General features: G+C 65.1%; 12 protein-coding genes and 1 pseudogene. All 13 read left to right on the top strand.

Translation table 11 applies throughout. The features are described from left to right. Position 1 precedes the first annotated feature (1 nt). The 13 genes and pseudogenes from LRP30_RS34635 (at position 2) to LRP30_RS34575 (ending at position 16,865) form a co-directional block, all read left to right on the top strand. Positions 2-706 (top strand): ABC transporter ATP-binding protein, encoded by a 705-nt coding sequence (locus LRP30_RS34635; protein ID WP_249757726.1) that lies wholly within the window; start codon positions 2-4, stop codon positions 704-706. Between the two features lie 6 nt (positions 707-712). Continuing rightward, positions 713-1,594 carry a branched-chain amino acid ABC transporter permease gene (locus LRP30_RS34630; RefSeq protein ID WP_091878951.1) on the top strand — a complete coding sequence of 294 codons (882 nt, stop codon included), beginning with the start codon at positions 713-715 and terminating at the stop codon, positions 1,592-1,594. Beyond that, positions 1,591-2,593, top strand: a pseudogene (locus LRP30_RS34625) (branched-chain amino acid ABC transporter permease); the annotation flags it as partial. The gene LRP30_RS34630 and the pseudogene LRP30_RS34625, both read left to right, overlap by 4 nt. Beyond that, positions 2,571-3,500 carry a polyphosphate kinase 2 family protein gene (locus tag LRP30_RS34620; protein ID WP_128937695.1) on the top strand — a complete coding sequence of 310 codons (930 nt, stop codon included), beginning with the start codon at positions 2,571-2,573 and terminating at the stop codon, positions 3,498-3,500. The pseudogene LRP30_RS34625 and the gene LRP30_RS34620, both read left to right, overlap by 23 nt. Next, complete coding sequence (locus LRP30_RS34615) at positions 3,497-4,534, top strand: patatin-like phospholipase family protein (RefSeq protein ID WP_249757725.1); 1,038 nt, start codon at positions 3,497-3,499, stop codon at positions 4,532-4,534. Before LRP30_RS34620 ends, LRP30_RS34615 begins: the two co-directional genes overlap by 4 nt. Positions 4,535-5,530: 996 nt before the next feature. Further along, the gene (locus LRP30_RS34610) at positions 5,531-7,864 is read left to right on the top strand and encodes a mechanosensitive ion channel domain-containing protein (protein WP_249757724.1); all 2,334 of its coding nucleotides are present in this window, start codon (positions 5,531-5,533) and stop codon (positions 7,862-7,864) included. Between the two features lie 575 nt (positions 7,865-8,439). Next, entirely contained in the window at positions 8,440-10,035 is a 1,596-nt protein-coding gene (locus tag LRP30_RS34605; RefSeq protein ID WP_249761902.1) for an NAD-dependent malic enzyme, read from the top strand. A gap of 238 nt (positions 10,036-10,273) precedes the next feature. Next, a complete protein-coding gene (locus LRP30_RS34600; protein ID WP_128945956.1) occupies positions 10,274-10,681 on the top strand; it encodes a BlaI/MecI/CopY family transcriptional regulator in 408 nt (135 codons plus the stop codon). Beyond that, positions 10,662-13,178, top strand: coding sequence for a M56 family metallopeptidase (locus tag LRP30_RS34595; RefSeq protein WP_249757723.1), 2,517 nt, complete (start codon positions 10,662-10,664; stop codon positions 13,176-13,178). Before LRP30_RS34600 ends, LRP30_RS34595 begins: the two co-directional genes overlap by 20 nt. Positions 13,179-13,298: 120 nt before the next feature. Continuing rightward, complete coding sequence (locus tag LRP30_RS34590) at positions 13,299-14,771, top strand: DUF1800 domain-containing protein (RefSeq protein ID WP_249757722.1); 1,473 nt, start codon at positions 13,299-13,301, stop codon at positions 14,769-14,771. Between the two features lie 2 nt (positions 14,772-14,773). Further along, the gene (locus tag LRP30_RS34585; protein WP_249757721.1) at positions 14,774-16,024 is read left to right on the top strand and encodes a DUF1501 domain-containing protein; all 1,251 of its coding nucleotides are present in this window, start codon (positions 14,774-14,776) and stop codon (positions 16,022-16,024) included. Positions 16,025-16,030: 6 nt separating this feature from the next. After that, complete coding sequence (locus tag LRP30_RS34580) at positions 16,031-16,195, top strand: hypothetical protein (RefSeq protein ID WP_249757720.1); 165 nt, start codon at positions 16,031-16,033, stop codon at positions 16,193-16,195. A 151-nt stretch (positions 16,196-16,346) separates the two neighbouring features. After that, positions 16,347-16,865 carry a septal ring lytic transglycosylase RlpA family protein gene (locus LRP30_RS34575; protein WP_128935937.1) on the top strand — a complete coding sequence of 173 codons (519 nt, stop codon included), beginning with the start codon at positions 16,347-16,349 and terminating at the stop codon, positions 16,863-16,865. The last annotated feature ends 52 nt before the right edge of the window (positions 16,866-16,917 follow it).

Below are 16,917 nucleotides of genomic sequence, written 5' to 3'. Positions count from 1 at the left end.
GATGCTGGAACTCCGCGGCGTCAATGCCGGCTATGGCACGTTCCAGGCGCTGTTCGATGTCAATCTCGACGTCAAGGCCGGCGAGGCCGTCGGCGTCATCGGGCCGAACGGCGCCGGCAAGACCACCTTGATGCGCATCATCTCCGGCCTGATCCGGCCGTCGCGCGGCTCGATCAAAATGGAGGGCATCGACGTCGTGGCGACGCCGGCGCACAAGATCGTCAGCCTCGGCATTGCGCATGTGCCGGAGAACCGGCGGTTGTTTCCGCGGCTTTCGGTCGACGATAATCTCAAGATGGGCGCCTTCATGAAGGAGGCGCGCGCCCACTATGCCGAGCGGCTCGACGTCGTGTTCGATCTGTTTCCGCGCCTGAAGGAGCGACGCCACCAGATGGCCGGCACCATGTCCGGCGGCGAGCAGCAGATGTGCGCGATCGGCCGCGCGATGATGTCCAATCCGAAACTCCTGCTGCTCGACGAGCCGTCGGCAGGCCTCGCGCCGGTCGTGGTGCAGCAGGTGTTCGAGCTGGTGAAGCGAATCCGTGCCAGCGGCCTGACCGTGCTGATCGTCGAGCAGAACGTACAGCAGGTGCTGAAAGTGGTCGATCGCGCCTATCTGATCGAGGCGGGCACGATCCGCGCCTCCGGCACCTCGGCCGAGATGCTGGCGAGCGACACGGTCAAGGAAGCGTATCTCGGGGTGTGAGCGGGCATGCAGGCATTTCTGGACGTCTTCGACATTTATCTGCTGGAGGCCGTGATCAACGGCATCCTGCTCGGCGGCGTGCTGGCGCTGCTCGCGCTCGGTCTCAACCTGATCTTCGGCGTCATCGACGTGACCTGGATCTGCTATGCCGAGCTCGTGATGATCGGCATGTACGCCATGTACTTCATGGTGCAGTATTACGGGGTCAGCTATTTCATCGCCGCTCCCTTTACCGTCCTGCTGGTCGCGCTCCTCGGGGCGGCGCTGCACTACCTCGTGATCGCGCCGCTGCTCACGGCACCGCCGATCAATCAGTTGCTCGCGACCGGCGGCGTGCTGTTCGTGCTGCAGAGCTTTGCCACCGTCGCCTTCGGCATCGACTTCCGCAACCTCGGCATCCGCCTGCCGGTGCTCGCCTTCGGCGACATGAATTTCAGCTACGCACGGCTGCTGTCCTTCGTGGCGGCACTGGTCGGCATGGTCGCGGTCTATCTGTTCATGACGCGAACCTTCACCGGCACCGCGATCCGCGCCATCTCGCAGGACCGGCAGATCATGGCGCTAATGGGCGTCGACGCCAAGCGGATCTATCTCATCACGTCCGCGCTCGGCGGCGCGCTGGCCGGGCTCGCTGCCTGCCTCCTGGTGCTGCAATATGACGTGCATCCCTTCGTCGGCCTCTCGTTCGGGCCGATCACCTTCCTGATCTGCGTGCTCGGGGGCTTAGGCAATTTCATCGGCGGCTTCATTGCCTCCTTCTTGTTCGCCGAGATCATCTCCCTCGGCGGCCTGTTCTCTGATCTCGAATGGGGCTATGTGCTCGCCTTCGCCTTCTTCATCGTCATGATGTTCATCCGGCCCGCAGGGCTCCTGGCGAGGCGCCGATGATGGGGCAGGGGCGGCTTGCAGCCTGGGGGATAGGGCTGGCGGCGCTGATCGCGCTGCCCTTCGTCTATCGCGATCCTTATCACCTGCACATCCTGGTGCTGATCCTGATCTGGTCATTCGCCTACACATCCTGGTCGATGATGGGACGGTTCGGCCTGGTCTCGCTCGGGCACGGCGGCTTCATGGGGATCGGCGCCTATGTCACCGCGCTCTTGTGGAATCACCTCGGCCTCTCGCCATGGATCGGCATTCCCGTCAGCATGGTCGCGGCCGGTGCGCTGGCGCTGATCGTCGGCTATCCCTGCTTTCGTTTCCGCATCACCGGGCACTATTTCGTGCTGGTGACGCTGGCGCTGTCAGGCATCGTGCTTCAGGTCATCACCGCGACGCGCGACTATACCGGCGGCTCGCTCGGCTACACGCCGAACCGTGCGTCCGGCAACAAGCTGCTGGCGCTGCAATTCGACGACAAGACCACCTGGTATCTGATCGCGCTTACGATTTGGCTGTTCGGCATCGTGGTCTGGCACTGGGTCGACCGCAGCATGGCTCGCCATGCGCTGGAGGCGATCTCGGAGGACGAGGACGCCGCGGCCGCGGCCGGTGTCGACGTCACCGCCGAGAAGCTGAAGATCACGCTGCTCAGCGCGCTGATGACGGCGCTCGCCGGCGCGATCTACTGCCAGTACCAGATGTTCATCACGCCCGACACCGTCAGCGGCATCGCGGTGTCGCTGCAGATGGTGTTCGCGGCCATCGTCGGCGGCCTGTTCGTCTCGCTCGGCCCGACCGTCGGCGCCATCATCACCATTCTGCTCGCGGAGAGCTTGCGTATCGGCTTCGGCACCAAGGCGGTCGGCTGGGACAATCTCGTCTATGGCGTGCTGCTCGTGCTTTTCATCATATTTCTTCCCAAGGGCATCCTTGGTAGCGTGCTCGACCGACTGAAGCCGCAACGCAAGGTGTCCCCGAACTCATGAGCAAGAAGCCGTCCAAATCGATCGCCGACCAGCTCGACCGTTACATCACGCCGTTCCGTTACGACGGATCCGGCAAGTTTCACCTCAAGGATCACAAGACCGACGAGAAGGGCGATCTCGACAAGGAGACGGCGCAGGAGATCCTCGATGCCAACAAGAAGCGGCTGATCTCGTTTCAGGAGAAGCTCTACGCCCAGGACCGCTGGTCGCTCCTGATCGTATTCCAGGCCATGGACGCCGGCGGCAAGGACAGTGCGATCAAGGCGATCTTCGAAGGCATCAATCCGCAGGGCTGCGAGGTCCGTGCCTTCAAGGCGCCGAACAGCAAGGAGCTCGACCACGACTTCCTCTGGCGCCACGTGGTCGCGCTGCCGGAGCGCGGCCATATCGGCATCTTCAACCGCTCCCATTACGAGGAATGCCTGGTGACGCGCGTGCATCCGGAGATCCTCGCCAAGGAGAAGCTGCCGGCAAAGCTCGTCACCAAGAGCATCTGGAAAGAGCGGTTCGAGGACATCTCCGCCTTCGAGCGCTATCTCGGCCGCAACGGCACCGTGGTGCTGAAGTTCTTCCTCAACGTCTCCAGGGAGGAGCAGCGCCTGCGCTTCCTCGACCGGCTGGAAGAGCCGGCCAAGCAGTGGAAGTTCTCGATGGATGACATCAAGGAGCGCGCGCTGTGGCCGCGCTACCAGGCGGTCTATCAGGACATCGTCCGCCACACGTCGACACCTCATGCGCCGTGGTACGTCGTGCCCGCCGACCACAAATGGTTCGCGCGCGTCGTGATCGGCTCCGTGATCAATGCTGCGCTCGAAAAACTGGACCTGCGCTTTCCGCGTGCCGACAGGGCCTCGCTGCAGGAATTCGAGCAAGTGCGCATGGCGCTGGAGAAAGAGGGGACGGGAGGCAAGAAGCGGGCAAAGTGACAGCCAACGGGACCGCGAACCGCAAGAACGTCAACTTCGCGCTGCAGGGCGGCGGCGCGCACGGCGCCTTCGTCTGGGGCGTGCTCGACCAGGTGCTCGAGGATGGCCGGCTCGCGATCGAGGCGATCAGCGCCACCAGTGCCGGCGCGATGAATGCGGTGGCGATGGCCTCCGGCATGGCGAACGGAGGTGCGGAGGCGGCGCGGCAGAGCCTGCACGCATTCTGGTACGAAGTGTCGCGCATGGACTTGGCGTACGATCTGCTCTCGCCGCTGAACCAGTGGATCCAGGCCCTGAAGCTGCCGCCGGAATATCACCCGGTCCACGCCTTCATCCACACGCTGACGCACACGCTGCCGCCGAACCTGCTCAATCCCTTCAACTTCAATCCGCTCCGCGCGCTGCTGCAGCGCGTGATCGATTTCGACCGGCTCAACTCCTCGCCCGAGGCGCCAGAGCTGTTTCTCAACGCCACCAACGTCCGCACCGGCAAGATCAAGGTGTTCCAGAGCCCGTTTCTCACCGCGGAAACCGTGCTCGCCTCGGCCTGCCTGCCGCCCTATTTTCAGGCCGTCGAGATCGACGGCGAGCATTATTGGGATGGCGGCTATCTCGGCAATCCCGCGATCTTTCCGCTGATCTACCGCAAGGGCAGTCACGACGTCATCATCGTGCAGGTCACGGCGATCCGGCGCGATGAGCTGCCGACCAGCGCGGCCGATGTCCTCCACCGCATCAACGAGATCAGCTTCAATTCGTCCTTGATGCGCGAGATGCGCGCGATCGCCTTCGCCACGCGGCTGATCGACGACGGCGAGCTCGACAGCGACAGGCACAGCCGCATGTACATGCACTGGATCGGCAACGATCAGCTGATGTCGCAGCTCGGTACGGCCACGCAATTCCATCCCGAATGGAGCCTGTTGTGTCGCCTGCGCGACGAGGGCCGCGAGGCGGCGCGAAGCTGGCTGGCGCGAAACTTCGACCGGGTCGGAAAGTCCTCGACGGTCGACCTGACAGACATGTTTCTCTAGGCGGCGCGAGCCGGCCATGGACAATAATTGCGAAAACAACCCCATGCACAGTAGCCGGGGATAGCGGAATCAATGGCTTGCCGGCCATGTCGTGCTTATGCGGATTTTACGAAATTCGCTTGACGCGTCGGGCAAAACAGGCGCATAATGTCACCATGCCCCGTCCAGGGAACTCGCGCGTTCAAATGTGATCCTTCAGGTCATCGATCCTGCTTGACAGTTTTGTGTCTCGGGAGGAGCATCACAGAGGTCGCAAACAAGCGACGCGCAACGTCCACCTCATGAGCAAGGGGAGGTCTATGACACCACCTCCGCAAATCCAGCCGCTAAGTGCGATGGAGCTCGTTCGGACTATCGCATAGCGGCGAAAACCGCGAACGGCACGCCGGGTCAAGGTTTAGCGGGCTACATCAGTGAGGCAAAGCCCCTACCTTCCCGGCGCTGTAATTTGCATCACGTCGATCATTGGCTGGCGATGCCGAGGCCGTCACGACGAACGCATTAAAGTTCTGCTTTGTCCCTCCTCCCTCCTTGCCGTCATTCCGGGCCGACGCCCGGAATGACGCTGGGCTATCGCTCGTGGCACTTGAGGCGGCCTGCGCGCGCGCCTCGTCCTTCGAGACGCTTGCTCCGCAAGCTCCTCAGGATGAGGCTAAGCGGCAGCGGTGCTCGTTGAAACTGTCGCCGCGGATTCAGTCCTCATCCTGAGGTGGCCGCATAAAGCAGGCGTCTCGAAGGATGGCCACAGGGAAACCGCCCTCAAAAGCAACTGCTCTGCGGAACGGCGGGAGCGCGCTCAGCGTTCTTAAGCCGTCTCGCTGCGCTGAGCCTATGCCGTCTCCAATCCTGCATGGCCAAATGCCAAGAGAATGTCGCCTCAAAGGCCAACTTCCGACACAGGTCCGAGGCGAATAACGGTCATCCGACATGACGCATGTGCTTCGGTGGTGACGGTCCCGGCACCGCCAGCGCATTCATTTTTTTCAGGGAATCCGCGTGTCGCATAAGCTTGCCCCGGCGCTCCTCGCCGCTCTCTTCCTCGCGATCTCATCTCTCTGCGGCGCCCGCGCCGAGACGCCGGCCGCGAGCAGCGCGGCCGCGCTGTCGCCTGACGAGGCCAAGCGTGCGCTGGAGACGTTGCAGGACGACAAGAAGCGTGCGCAGATGATCGATACGCTGCGCGTGATCGCGAATGCGTCCGGTCAGCAGCAGCCTGCACCCGCTGCGCCGGAGCAGAAATCGCCGATCCCGCTCTCGGCCGACGGCCTCGGTGCGCAGCTCCTGCTCACGGTGTCGGAGGAGATCGGTGCGATCTCGAGCGAGATCGCCAGCATGGCGCGGACGCTCACGCATTTTCCGACGTTCTATTACTGGATCATGCGGACCGCGAACGATCCCGCCGCCTACAATCTTCTGATCGAGATCGCCTGGAAGCTGGCGCTGGTGCTCGGTTGCGCCCTTTCGGCCGAATGGGTCATGTTCCGCCTGATCCGGCGGCCGGTCGCCTTCCTGGAAGGGCGCGTGCCCCAGACTGCGCGCCTGCCGGCACAGGCCCTGCCGATCGCCGATCCGCCGTCATCGGTAGCCGATGTCACCTCCGCGCCCGAGCTGAACAAGCGCCACCACAGTCTGGTAAGGGTCTGGCAGGTCCTGCTGCGGCTGCCCTTCGTGCTGGGACGCCTCGTGCTCGAACTGCTGCCGGTGGTCGTCTTGGTGGGCATCGCCACGGCGCTGCTCGGGACCGAGATCGGCGAGCCCACGACCGTTCGCCTCGTGATCCTCGCTGTCATCAACGCCTATGCGTTCTCCCGCGGACTCATCTGCGTGATCCGGGCGCTGGCGGGACCGTTCGGCCTGTTTCCGGTTCGGGCCGAGACCGCAGCCTATATCGAGATCTGGGCGCGCCGCATCGTCGGCGTCGGTGTATCCGGCATCGCCTTCGCCAATGTGGCGCTGCTGCTCGGCCTGCATCGCGCCGGTTACGCTGCGCTGCTGCGCATGGTGATGCTGATCGTGCACCTCTTCATCGTCGTCATCATCTTGCAATGCCGCCGCCAGGTCGCCGAAGCCATCCGCGCGCCGGCCGATCGGCAGGGCATCGCGGCTCGTCTGCGCAACCGCATCGCCGGCGGCTGGCACTATCTTGCCATCGCGCTCGATCTCGCGCTGTGGGCCGTGTGGGCGCTCAACATCCGCAACGGCTATTCGCTGCTCTTGCAGTATTTCGTCGGGACGGTCGTGGTGGTGCTGATCACGCGCGTCGCCATCATGCTGACGCTGAGCCTGATCGACCGCGGCTTCCGTATCAAGCCGGAGATCCTCCAGCGCTTTCCCGGTCTCGAGATCCGCGCCAACCGCTATCTGCCGCTGCTGCGCAAGATCGTATCTGGCGTGATCGCCTTCATCGGCTTCGTGGCGGTGCTAGAAGTCTGGGGCGTGGACGCGATCGTCTGGTTCTATGGCGGCCAGATCGGCAGCCGGCTGATCTCGGCCTTGGTGACGATCGGGCTCGCCGTGTTCATCGCGGCCGCGATCTGGGAAGCCAGCAACGCGCTGCTGGACCGCCAGATCAATGCGCTGTCCCGGGACGGCCATTATGCCCGCGCCGCTCGCTTACGCACCTTCCAACCGATGCTGCGGACGGCGCTGCTCTGCCTGATCGCCACCGTCGTCGGCCTTACCGCGCTGAGCGAGATCGGCGTCAATGTCGCCCCGCTGCTCGCGGGCGCCGGCATCGTCGGCATTGCCATCGGCTTCGGTTCGCAGAAGCTGGTGCAGGACCTCATCACGGGTCTGTTCCTGCTCCTGGAGAACACGGTGCAGGTCGGCGACAATGTCAGCGTCTCAGGGTTGTCAGGCGTGGTGGAGAACGTCTCGATCCGCACCATCCGCCTGCGCGCCGGCGATGGCGCCGTGCACATCGTGCCGTTCAGCGCGGTCACGACCATCACCAATGCCAGCCGCGGCGCCGGCAACGCCTCCGTCAGCGTCAACGTCGCCTACAAGGAAGACACCGACCGCGCCGGGCAGATCCTCAAGGACATCGTGGAGGAGATGCGCCGCGAACCGGAATTCCGTGCATTGATCCGCGGTGACCTCGAGCTCTGGGGTATCGACAAGGTCGATGGCGCAATGGTGTCGATCGTCGGCCAGATCCGCTGCACCGAGGCCGGCCGCTGGCCGGTCCAGCGCGAATTCAACCGTCGCATGAAACTGCGCTTCCAGCAGAGCGGCATCGAGGTCGCCTCCGCCACCCAGACCATCTTGATGCAGATCGCGCCACCGGCCGACGGCGCCGCCAATCTGACGCCAAGGCGGGCGGCCGGATAGCGGCTCGATATCGCGCTGGGGCCGGAGATTCCGCCAGGGGATCAGCAAACGCCGGCAGCGCTCATGGCCTTCCAGAAGGCCGAGACCGAGAAATGGTGACCGATCGTAAAGGCCGCCAACATCAAGCCTAAATAGTGCTGCCGCCTCATAACACTTCCTAATCCCAAGAGCGTGTGAGGTTTTCTCGTCATTCCGGGGGGCGACGAGGTCGCGAGCTATGGTGCGAAATTGCGCACCTGAGAATCCATCGGGCCGCAGAGACGGCCGCGCCATGGATTCCGGGCTCGCGCTGGCGCGCCCCGGAATGACGAGAGGAGAGAGCAGGCTCTCAATCCTCATCATGAGGAGCAAGAGCTTTGCGGCGTTAACCTTTGCGTCGCGCGCGACCTGCGATCTCGGGCGACAATCTCGCTGCGGTGCGAGATCACAATCGATGCCTCAGTCCCAACGTCCTTGATCTCCGGGGAGCGCTGGCCGACAATGTCCGCGGTTCAATAAGAAACTCCTTGGGGGAATTCGTGAATAGACCTGCCCGTGTCGCTGCCCAAGCGACATCATCCGATCAATCGCAAGGCATGACGCTGCTGCGCGATCCTCTGCTCAATAAGGGCACCGCCTTCACGGAATCCGAGCGCGAGGCGCTGGGTCTGCGCGGCCTGCTGCCGCCCTGCGTGCTGACGATGGAGACGCAAGCCCAGCGCGTGCTGACCAATCTGCGCACGCTGCCGACGGACCTGGAGAAATACGTCGCGCTGAATGCGCTGCATGACCGCAACGAAGCGCTGTTCTTCCGCGTCGTTGTCGACAATATCGACGAGATTCAACCGATCATCTACACCCCGACCGTCGGGCTCGCCTGCCAGAAATACGGCCTGATCTTCCAGCGGCCGCGCGGCATGTTCATCTCCTCGCGCGATCGCGGCCAGATCGCCGAGATCCTGAAGAACTGGCCTTATCCGGCCAAGCTGATCGTCGTGACCGACGGCGAGCGCATCCTCGGCCTTGGCGATCTCGGCGCCAACGGCATGGGGATTCCGGTCGGCAAGCTCTCGCTCTATTCGGCCTGCGCCGGCGTGCATCCCGAGCTGTGCCTGCCGATCGTGCTCGACGTCGGCACCAACAACGAAGAGCTCTTGAACGACCCCTATTATCTCGGGCTGCGCGAGCGACGGCTGACGGGCGAGGCCTATGATAGCTTTGTCGACGAATTCATGCAGGCCGCGCGAAAGACGTTTCCGGGCGTGCTGATCCAGTTCGAGGATTTCGCCAACCATTCGGCGTTCAAGCTGCTGCACAAATACCGGGATGAAGCCTGCGTCTTCAACGACGACATCCAGGGCACCGCGGCGGTGGCGCTCGCCGGCCTGTTCTCGGCTCTGCGCGTCTCCGGCGGCAAGCTCAGGGATCAGCGCATCCTGTTCCTCGGCGCGGGCGAGGCGGCGACCGGCATCGCCGATCTCGTGGTCTCCGCCATGATGGCGGAGGGGCTGGCGGAGGCCGAAGCGCTCCGGCGCAACTGGCTGGTGGATTCCCGTGGCCTCGTCGTCGGCGGCCGCGATGGCCTGTCCGGCCACAAGCTGCGCTATGCCCATGCCGGCCAGGCGCCGATCGCTGATTTCCTCACTGCGATCAACGCGCTTAAGCCGACGGCGATCATCGGCGTTGCCGCGGTCGGCGGCGCCTTCACACCCGAGGTGCTCAAGGCGATGGCCGAGCTCAACGAGCAGCCGATCGTATTCGCGCTCTCCAATCCGACCTCGAAGGCCGAGTGCTCGGCGGAGGATGCCTACCGCTACACCGAGGGTCGTGCGCTGTTCGCCTGCGGCAGTCCGTATGATCCGGTGACGCTCAACGGCCGCACCTTCGTGCCGCGCCAGGGCAACAATTCCTACATCTTCCCCGGCGTCGGCCTCGGCGTCATCGCGAGCCGCTCGCGCCTCGTCACGGACGAAATGTTCATGGCGGCTGCCCACACGCTCGCCGATTGCGTCGGCAAGGAGGACCTCGCGCAGGGCAGCCTCTATCCGGCGCTGCCGCGCATCCGCGAGGTCTCGGTCCGCATCGCCGCCGCCGTCGCAGACGTCGCCTTTCAGCGCGGCCTCGCCGACGGACCCGCGCCCAACGACGTGAAGACCCTGGTCCAGTCGCAGATGTACGAGCCGCATTATTGAGGCCGCTGCGCGCCTAGAGCGGCGCGGTTATTGCGCTGACGTCTCAACATCGTCATGGCCGGGCTTGTCCCGGCCATCCACGTGTTGCCCCGCAGAACGAAGAACGTGGATGCCCGGGACAAGCCCGGGCATGACGGTCTCGCGATACCATTTCAGGTGGAATCGCCGTTGCGCGGCGCGGCCGCATATGCGACGATCTGTAGCGTTACAAGAAAACTCTATCTGCAAGGTAAGTGCCATGGACGATCGTTTGCCCGAACTGGGGGACCTCGAGCGCGAGGTCATGCAATTGGTTTGGGCCCATGGTCCGGTCACGGCCGAAATCGTGCGTGAGCGCCTGCCGCGGCGTCTGAAGGAATCCACGGTCCGCACGGTGCTGCGCCGGCTGGAAGAAAAGGGCTATGCCAACCACACCGTGGACGGTCGCACTTACGTCTACCACGCCGCCGAACCACGCGCGCGTGTGGCGGCCAAGGCGGTGCAGCGCATCGTCGACTGGTTCTGCAACGGTTCAATTGAAGAAGTTCTCGTCGGCATGGTGGACAACAAGATGCTCGACCAGCAGCAGCTGCGCACGCTGGCCGACCAGGTGGCCAAGGCGAAGAAGGCGAGGGGAGTGAAGAAGGATGATCGCAACTCTGGCTGAGGCGGCGCTGCGCTCCTTCGTGCTGGGAGGCATCGTCTGGTTCGGTCTCACCCTGTTTCGCGTGCGCAATCCGCACGTCCACATGACGGCGTGGGTCGTCGTGCTGCTGGCGTCGCTGGCGATGCCCTTCGTGATGCATTGGCCGACGCTCACGATCACCCGGCCGCCTGTGCCGATGCCGGCGCCGGACGATTTTCTGCCGGCTGACCTTTCGATGCTGGAGCTGCCGCAGCCGTCGCTGCCGGTCGCATCAGGCGGGGCGATCGTTCCGCCGGCCGGAAGCGGGCTCTCGATCAATTGGTGGCTGGTGGCCACCATCATCTATGCCGGCGTCACCGCTTGCCTGCTGTTGCGGCTGATGATCGGCCTCTGCCTGACCTGGCGCATGGCACGGGCGGCGGCGCCGATGAAGGGTACGCAGCTGATCGCTGCCGACGTCCGCATCAGCCGTGACGTCGGCGGTCCCGTCACCTTCGGCTCGACCATTCTAGTGCCGCCGCAATTCGCCGGCTGGGATGCGAAGAAGCGCCTCGCCGTGCTCGCGCATGAAGGCGCGCATGTCGCCAATCGCGATTTCTACGTCCTGCTGCTGGCCTCGCTCAATCGCGAGGTGTTCTGGTTCAGCCCGTTCTCGTGGTGGCAGCTTGCGCGCCTCGCCGAGCTCGCCGAGATCATCAGCGATGCCCGGGCGATCGAGGTGATCGAGGATCGGCTGTCCTATGCGGAGATCCTGCTCGATTTTGCCAGCACCGTAAGACCGCGCCCGGTCGAGCTCGCGATGGCGCGGGCCTCGACGGTGCGCGCTCGCGTCGAGCGCATCATCGCGGCCGCCGCGATGCCGGTGGCGGTCGGCTGGCGCAAACGGTTGTCGATCGCGGCCGCGATCGTCCCCGCCGTGGTCGTGTCCGCCGGCATGATCGCCTATCGCACGCCGGACGCGGCGCCGGTGGCCGCGGATGCCGGCGAGATGCCCGCCCGGCATTACCGCCCGTTCGTCAATTTCTACGCCATGGGTCCGGCCTCAGTGTTCGCCGTCTTCCGTGAGGGCGACGAGCTCTACGGCCAGCTCACGGGCCAGCGTCGATTGCCGTTGACGGTCGCAAAGGACGGCACGGCATCCTACGCGGCCTCCTCGGGCGAGATCATTTTTGCGTTCGATGCGGAGCGCCGCTCCTCCGAGCTGATGCTGCGCATGAACGGCCGCGACATTCGCGCTGTCCGTGTCGCGGAGATGCCGACGCAGGCTGCGCAGTCCCCGCCGCTCGATCAGTATGTCGGCTGGTACAGGCTGGCGCCGAACCGCGTGCTCACCGTGCGCCGCGACGGTGACCGTCTCTCATTGCAGGAGACCGGGCAGGGCACGACGCAGCTGTTCGCCGAGGGCACTGATGCCTTCTCGTTCCGCGGCGATCATCTGGTGATCTTCCTGCGCGACGAGCAGGCGAAGGTCTCGCGCGTGCTGCTGCAGAGCGCGGCCTTCGGTGCCCGCCTGGGAGCCCGCACCGACGCGGCGGTGGCTCAGACGGTCGAGGCGGACTTCGCGCGCCGCCTCGCGAAGGTTTCCGACAGATTTAGGGAGCAGGTGCCGGCGCCCGGCAGCAAGGAAATGATCTTGCTCGGCATCGAGGGTTTGCGCCGCGGCACGCCGGACTATGATCGCATGAGCGCGCCGCTCGCGGCCAAGGTCCACCGGTATCTCGCCGAAATGCAAACGACGTTCGTGGCGCTCGGCGCGGTGCAATCGATCTTCTTCCGCGGCGTCGGGCCCGGCGGCTACGACATCTATGGCGCGAAGTTCGAGAATGGCAGCGCAGAATTTCGCCTGTTGATCGAGCCGGACGGCAAGGCCGGCGACGTGTTCTTCCGCGCCGACGGCAATGACGAACTCGGCGGTATCTTGCCTTGCGCGGAGGAGGCGAGCGTTCGCGGTCGCGCCGGCACCTCGCCGATCAGGATCATGCTCTATAACGAGTTGGCCGACGACATCCAGGTCTTCAATCTCAATGCGGACGGCAACCGCAAGGCGCAGATCGTCAGGCCCAACATGACCTGGTTCACCACCACCACTGTGAACAATCCCTGGATGATCGCCGACAAGTCCGGACGGTGTCTGGAGATTGTGATGCCGGGCCGGCAGACCCGCTTCCACAATGTCGAAGCCTCGAATATCGGCGCGCATCCCGGTCGCGCCGCGCGCCGCGCTGTTCCGATCGCCAATGGCGAAGAGATGCTGCGCCGCTATATCGAGGGCGTCGGCAGGGGGCAGCCGGACTACGAGCACATGACGTCGGAGGTGGCCGACATCACGCGTCAGCAATTGCCGTTCGACCAGGCGATCCTGGCGCGGCTTGGCGCGTTGCGTGCGGTTTCCTTCCGCGGCGTCACCGCGCTCGACAGCGACATCTACATCGCCCAGTTCGCCAACGGCTCGGCCGAATGGCGCATCGGTGTCAGGAACGACACCATCACGAAGATCGCGCTCGGGCCGAATTTCTAGGGGCGCCGGCTGCTCCCGTTGTCTTGATGGAGAGATGTTGCAATCTCCGCTTGTCGGCCCGCATCGTGAATGTTACAATATGTAGCATTACAGTTCGTAGCATATAACCAGGCATTCGCCATGAGCAATTCCGCAAAGGCCGAGGGCGTGCTGGCGCTCCATCGCTTCGGGATGGGGCCGCGGCCGGGATCGATTGCCGCTCTCGGGAGCGACCCGCGCGGCGCGCTGATCGCCGAGCTTGAGCGGCCGCTCACGCTGAGCGCTGCAGCCAGCCTCCCCACCAGCGCGAAGGCCTATCGCACCGTCGCCGATGCCAACGCCCGTCGAACGGCGCGCGCTAAGCAGGCGCAGCAGCAGCAGGCCAAGAAGCAGCAGATGGCGTCGGGTGCCCCGGGGGATCAGGCCCAAGTGCGGCCTGAAGGGCAGGCGCAAGGCTATCGCCAGGAGAAAGATGCGGCCGAGATGGCGGCGAAGCAGGCGGCCGACGCCATTCCCGATCCGGGCCGTCCGATCTATTTGCAGGAAGCCAAGCTGCGCACGGAAGCTGCACTTGCCGCCGACATCGGCTTTGCCGAGCGGCTGGTGTGGTTCTGGTCCAACCATTTCTGCGTCTCGGCCAACCGGATCCAGAGCATGTCCGGTGCCTATGAGCGCGAAGCCGTTCGCGCCCATGCGCTCGGCCGTTTCGTCGACCTGCTCCAGGCCGTCGAAGGCCATCCGGCAATGTTGTTCTATCTCGACAATCTGGAATCGATGGGCGCCAACTCGACGGCCGGCATCAACCGCAGCCGCGGCCTCAACGAGAATTTTGCGCGCGAGATCATGGAGCTGCATACGCTCGGCGTGCGCACCGGTTATACCCAGGAGGACGTCATCAGCTTCGCCAACGTGCTGACCGGCTGGACGCTGGTGCCGCCGGGCGCCGACCCCCAGCACGGCGGCGAGTTCACCTTCAATCCACGCCTGCACGAGCCCGGCGGCCAGACCGTGCTCGGCAAGCGCTATGAGCAGGACGACGCCGAGCAGGGCCGCGCCGTGCTGCGCGATCTCGCCGCGCATCCGGCAACCGCAACCTATGTCGCGACCAAGCTCGCACGCCATTTCGTCGCCGACGAGCCGCCGCCGGTGCTGGTCGAGCAGATGGCCAAAACCTTCCGCGACACCGACGGCGATCTCAAGCAGGTCGCGATTGCGATGGTGTCGTCGGATGAGGCGTGGCGCGGGCCGCCGTCAAAGCTCAAGCGTCCCGGCGAATGGGTGATCGGCATGGTGCGCGCGACCGGCATCACGGTCGTCGATCCGGTGCGCTACACCGGAGGTCAGGAGCTGCTCGGCGAGGCGCTGTGGCGTCCGCCGGCGCCAAAAGGCTATCCGGACGACGAGGCGAGTTGGATCGACGGCGTCGGCCGACGGCTCGACGTCGCCAACAATTTCGCCGAGCGCATCACCGCCATGGCCGATCCGCAAGCCATCATCGAGGACGTCTTCGCATCGCAGATCGCGCCCGAGGTGAAACAGGCGGTCGGGCGCGCCGAGAGCCGGCAGCAGGCGCTGGCGCTCCTGTTCATGTCGGCGGATTTTCAGAGGAGGTGAACATGGGCTTCGTCAATCACCTGCCCACGCGGCGCAAGCTTCTGGTCGGCTGCGGTGCGCTGTTCGCATGGAGCCAGATGCCGCGGATCGCGCGCGCCGAAGGACGCGATCCGCGTCTGCTCGTCATCGTCCTGCGCGGCGCGCTCGATGGCCTCGGTGCCGTCGCGCCGGTCGGCGATCCCGATTGGACCTCCTTGCGCGGCGATCGCGCGCTGGTGCTGGACGGCAAGCTGCCGGCGCTGCCGCTCGATTCCTTCTTCGCGCTCAATCCGGCGATGCCGAACCTGCACCGGCTCTACAGAAGCGGCAAGGCCGCGATCGTCCATGCCGCTGCGACGCCCTATCGCGAGCGTTCGCATTTCGACGGCCAGGACGTGCTGGAGAGCGGGCTCGTCAAGCCGGGCATGACCAGTTCGGGATGGCTCAACCGCGCGCTGCTCGCACTGGAATCGGGCGGCCGCGTCGATCCGCGCGGCAGCCGCGCGCTCGGCATTGGCTCGGTGACGCCGCTGGTGGTGCGCGGCTCAGCGCCTGTCATGACATGGGTGCCGCAGAAACTGCTGCCGGCGAGCGAGGATACGCAGAACCGCCTGCTCGATCTCTATCAGCACACCGATCCGAAGCTCGCGACCGTGCTCCAGGCGCGCATGAAGCTTGCTTCACTCGGCGGCGCGCCTGGCGCGGGCGATCCGATGTCGGACGATCCGACGCTGGCGCCTCCGGGCATCGCGCGCGTGCGCGCCTACTTCGCCGAGGCCGCCGGCACCGCCGCGCGCTATCTCGCCAAGCCCGACGGCCCACGTGTCGGCGCCATGGGCTTCGTCGGCTGGGACACACACATTGCCGAAGGCGCGGCCTCGGGTCAGCTCTACAACCTGCTCGGCGCGCTCGACGGCGCCTTCGCGGCGATCGAGAGCAACATGGGCGAGGCGTGGCGGGAGACGGTCGTCGCCGTCGTCACCGAGTTCGGGCGCACAGCCCGGATCAACGGCACGCAGGGGACGGACCACGGCACGGGCACGGTCGCTTTCCTGATCGGTGGCGGACTTGCCGGCGGCCGCGTGATCGCGGACTGGCCGGGGCTGAAGCCGGCGCAGCTGCTCGAGGATCGCGACCTCAAGCCCACCACGGATCTGCGCGCGGTGCTGAAGGGCCTGCTGAGGGATCACCTGCGCGTCGAAGAGAAGGTTCTCGCCGAGGCGGTCTTCCCCGGCAGCGCCGACGTCAAGCCGATGGGAGGCCTCGTGGCCTGAAGCGCGATGTGCACGCTGACACAACGAGAGCTCGATTTTCTTGCCGGCCTGAAAACCGGCTGGCGGCAGCTCTATCGGCGTGAGCTGATGCGGCTCCTGAAGCGCGACGCCGAACATGGCGAGGTTCAGCCGGAGACACGCCCGATCATCTGGCGCGCCCGGTCCGGCTGATCCTTTGCGAGTCTGTCCCGATTCAGGACAGGCACTGTGGTGGAATCGTCACAGCTGGCGTGAAACGGCCGCGGCCCCAGGCCCGCTTTTGTTCCGACAAGGTTCTGCCCTCATTCCCCACCGAAAATCCGGCCGTTCGGAGGGGCGTACCATGTCTCGCATTGCACGTGCCGAAACTGCCCGGATTTCCCTCGCAACCTCGTGCCGGCTGCTGCTCACCATTGCCGGCGCCGCCTCGCTCGCCGCCTGCGCGCAATCGCCGGTCGGCCGTCAGAAGGCCGATCTCGCCGCGACCGGCCGGCAGGCCGCGGTGGAACGCCCGCACCGGGTGGCGGCGCTGCATCCACGGCCGATCAGCCGGCCGCGCGCCTCTGGCGGTGACGCAAAACAGGCAGCTTCGCGTGGCGTTGCCAGCTTCTACTCGGACACGGAGACCGCGAGCGGCGAGAAGTTCGACAAGAACGAATTGACCGCGGCCCATCCCACCCTGCCGTTCGGCACCAAGCTGCGCGTCACCGATACCTCCTCGGGCCGCTTCGTCACCGTCAGGGTCAACGATCGCGGGCCCTATGTTCGCGGGCGCGTGGTCGATATCTCCCCTTCCGCGGCCGAGGCGCTCGGCATGGTCGACAAGGGCATCACCAATGTCCGGCTCGACGTCGTGCAATGAGCCTCAAGCCCATCGCAGCGCTTAACCGGCTGTTAGCTGCTCTGTCGCACCA

This window comes from Bradyrhizobium sp. C-145, assembly GCF_023375135.1.
In the GTDB taxonomy this organism is placed as follows: domain Bacteria; phylum Pseudomonadota; class Alphaproteobacteria; order Rhizobiales; family Xanthobacteraceae; genus Bradyrhizobium; species Bradyrhizobium zhanjiangense.
This window is presented reverse-complemented; position numbering and strand designations above follow the sequence as displayed.

Coding starts and splice junctions, on each gene's coding strand:
- LRP30_RS34635 (WP_249757726.1), top strand. CDS start 2: ATGCTGGAACTCCGCGGCGTCAATGCCGGCTATGGCACGTTCCAGGCG.
- LRP30_RS34630 (WP_091878951.1), top strand. CDS start 713: ATGCAGGCATTTCTGGACGTCTTCGACATTTATCTGCTGGAGGCCGTG.
- LRP30_RS34620 (WP_128937695.1), top strand. CDS start 2,571: ATGAGCAAGAAGCCGTCCAAATCGATCGCCGACCAGCTCGACCGTTAC.
- LRP30_RS34605 (WP_249761902.1), top strand. CDS start 8,440: ATGACGCTGCTGCGCGATCCTCTGCTCAATAAGGGCACCGCCTTCACG.
- LRP30_RS34600 (WP_128945956.1), top strand. CDS start 10,274: ATGGACGATCGTTTGCCCGAACTGGGGGACCTCGAGCGCGAGGTCATG.
- LRP30_RS34595 (WP_249757723.1), top strand. CDS start 10,662: ATGATCGCAACTCTGGCTGAGGCGGCGCTGCGCTCCTTCGTGCTGGGA.
- LRP30_RS34590 (WP_249757722.1), top strand. CDS start 13,299: ATGAGCAATTCCGCAAAGGCCGAGGGCGTGCTGGCGCTCCATCGCTTC.
- LRP30_RS34585 (WP_249757721.1), top strand. CDS start 14,774: ATGGGCTTCGTCAATCACCTGCCCACGCGGCGCAAGCTTCTGGTCGGC.
- LRP30_RS34580 (WP_249757720.1), top strand. CDS start 16,031: ATGTGCACGCTGACACAACGAGAGCTCGATTTTCTTGCCGGCCTGAAA.
- LRP30_RS34575 (WP_128935937.1), top strand. CDS start 16,347: ATGTCTCGCATTGCACGTGCCGAAACTGCCCGGATTTCCCTCGCAACC.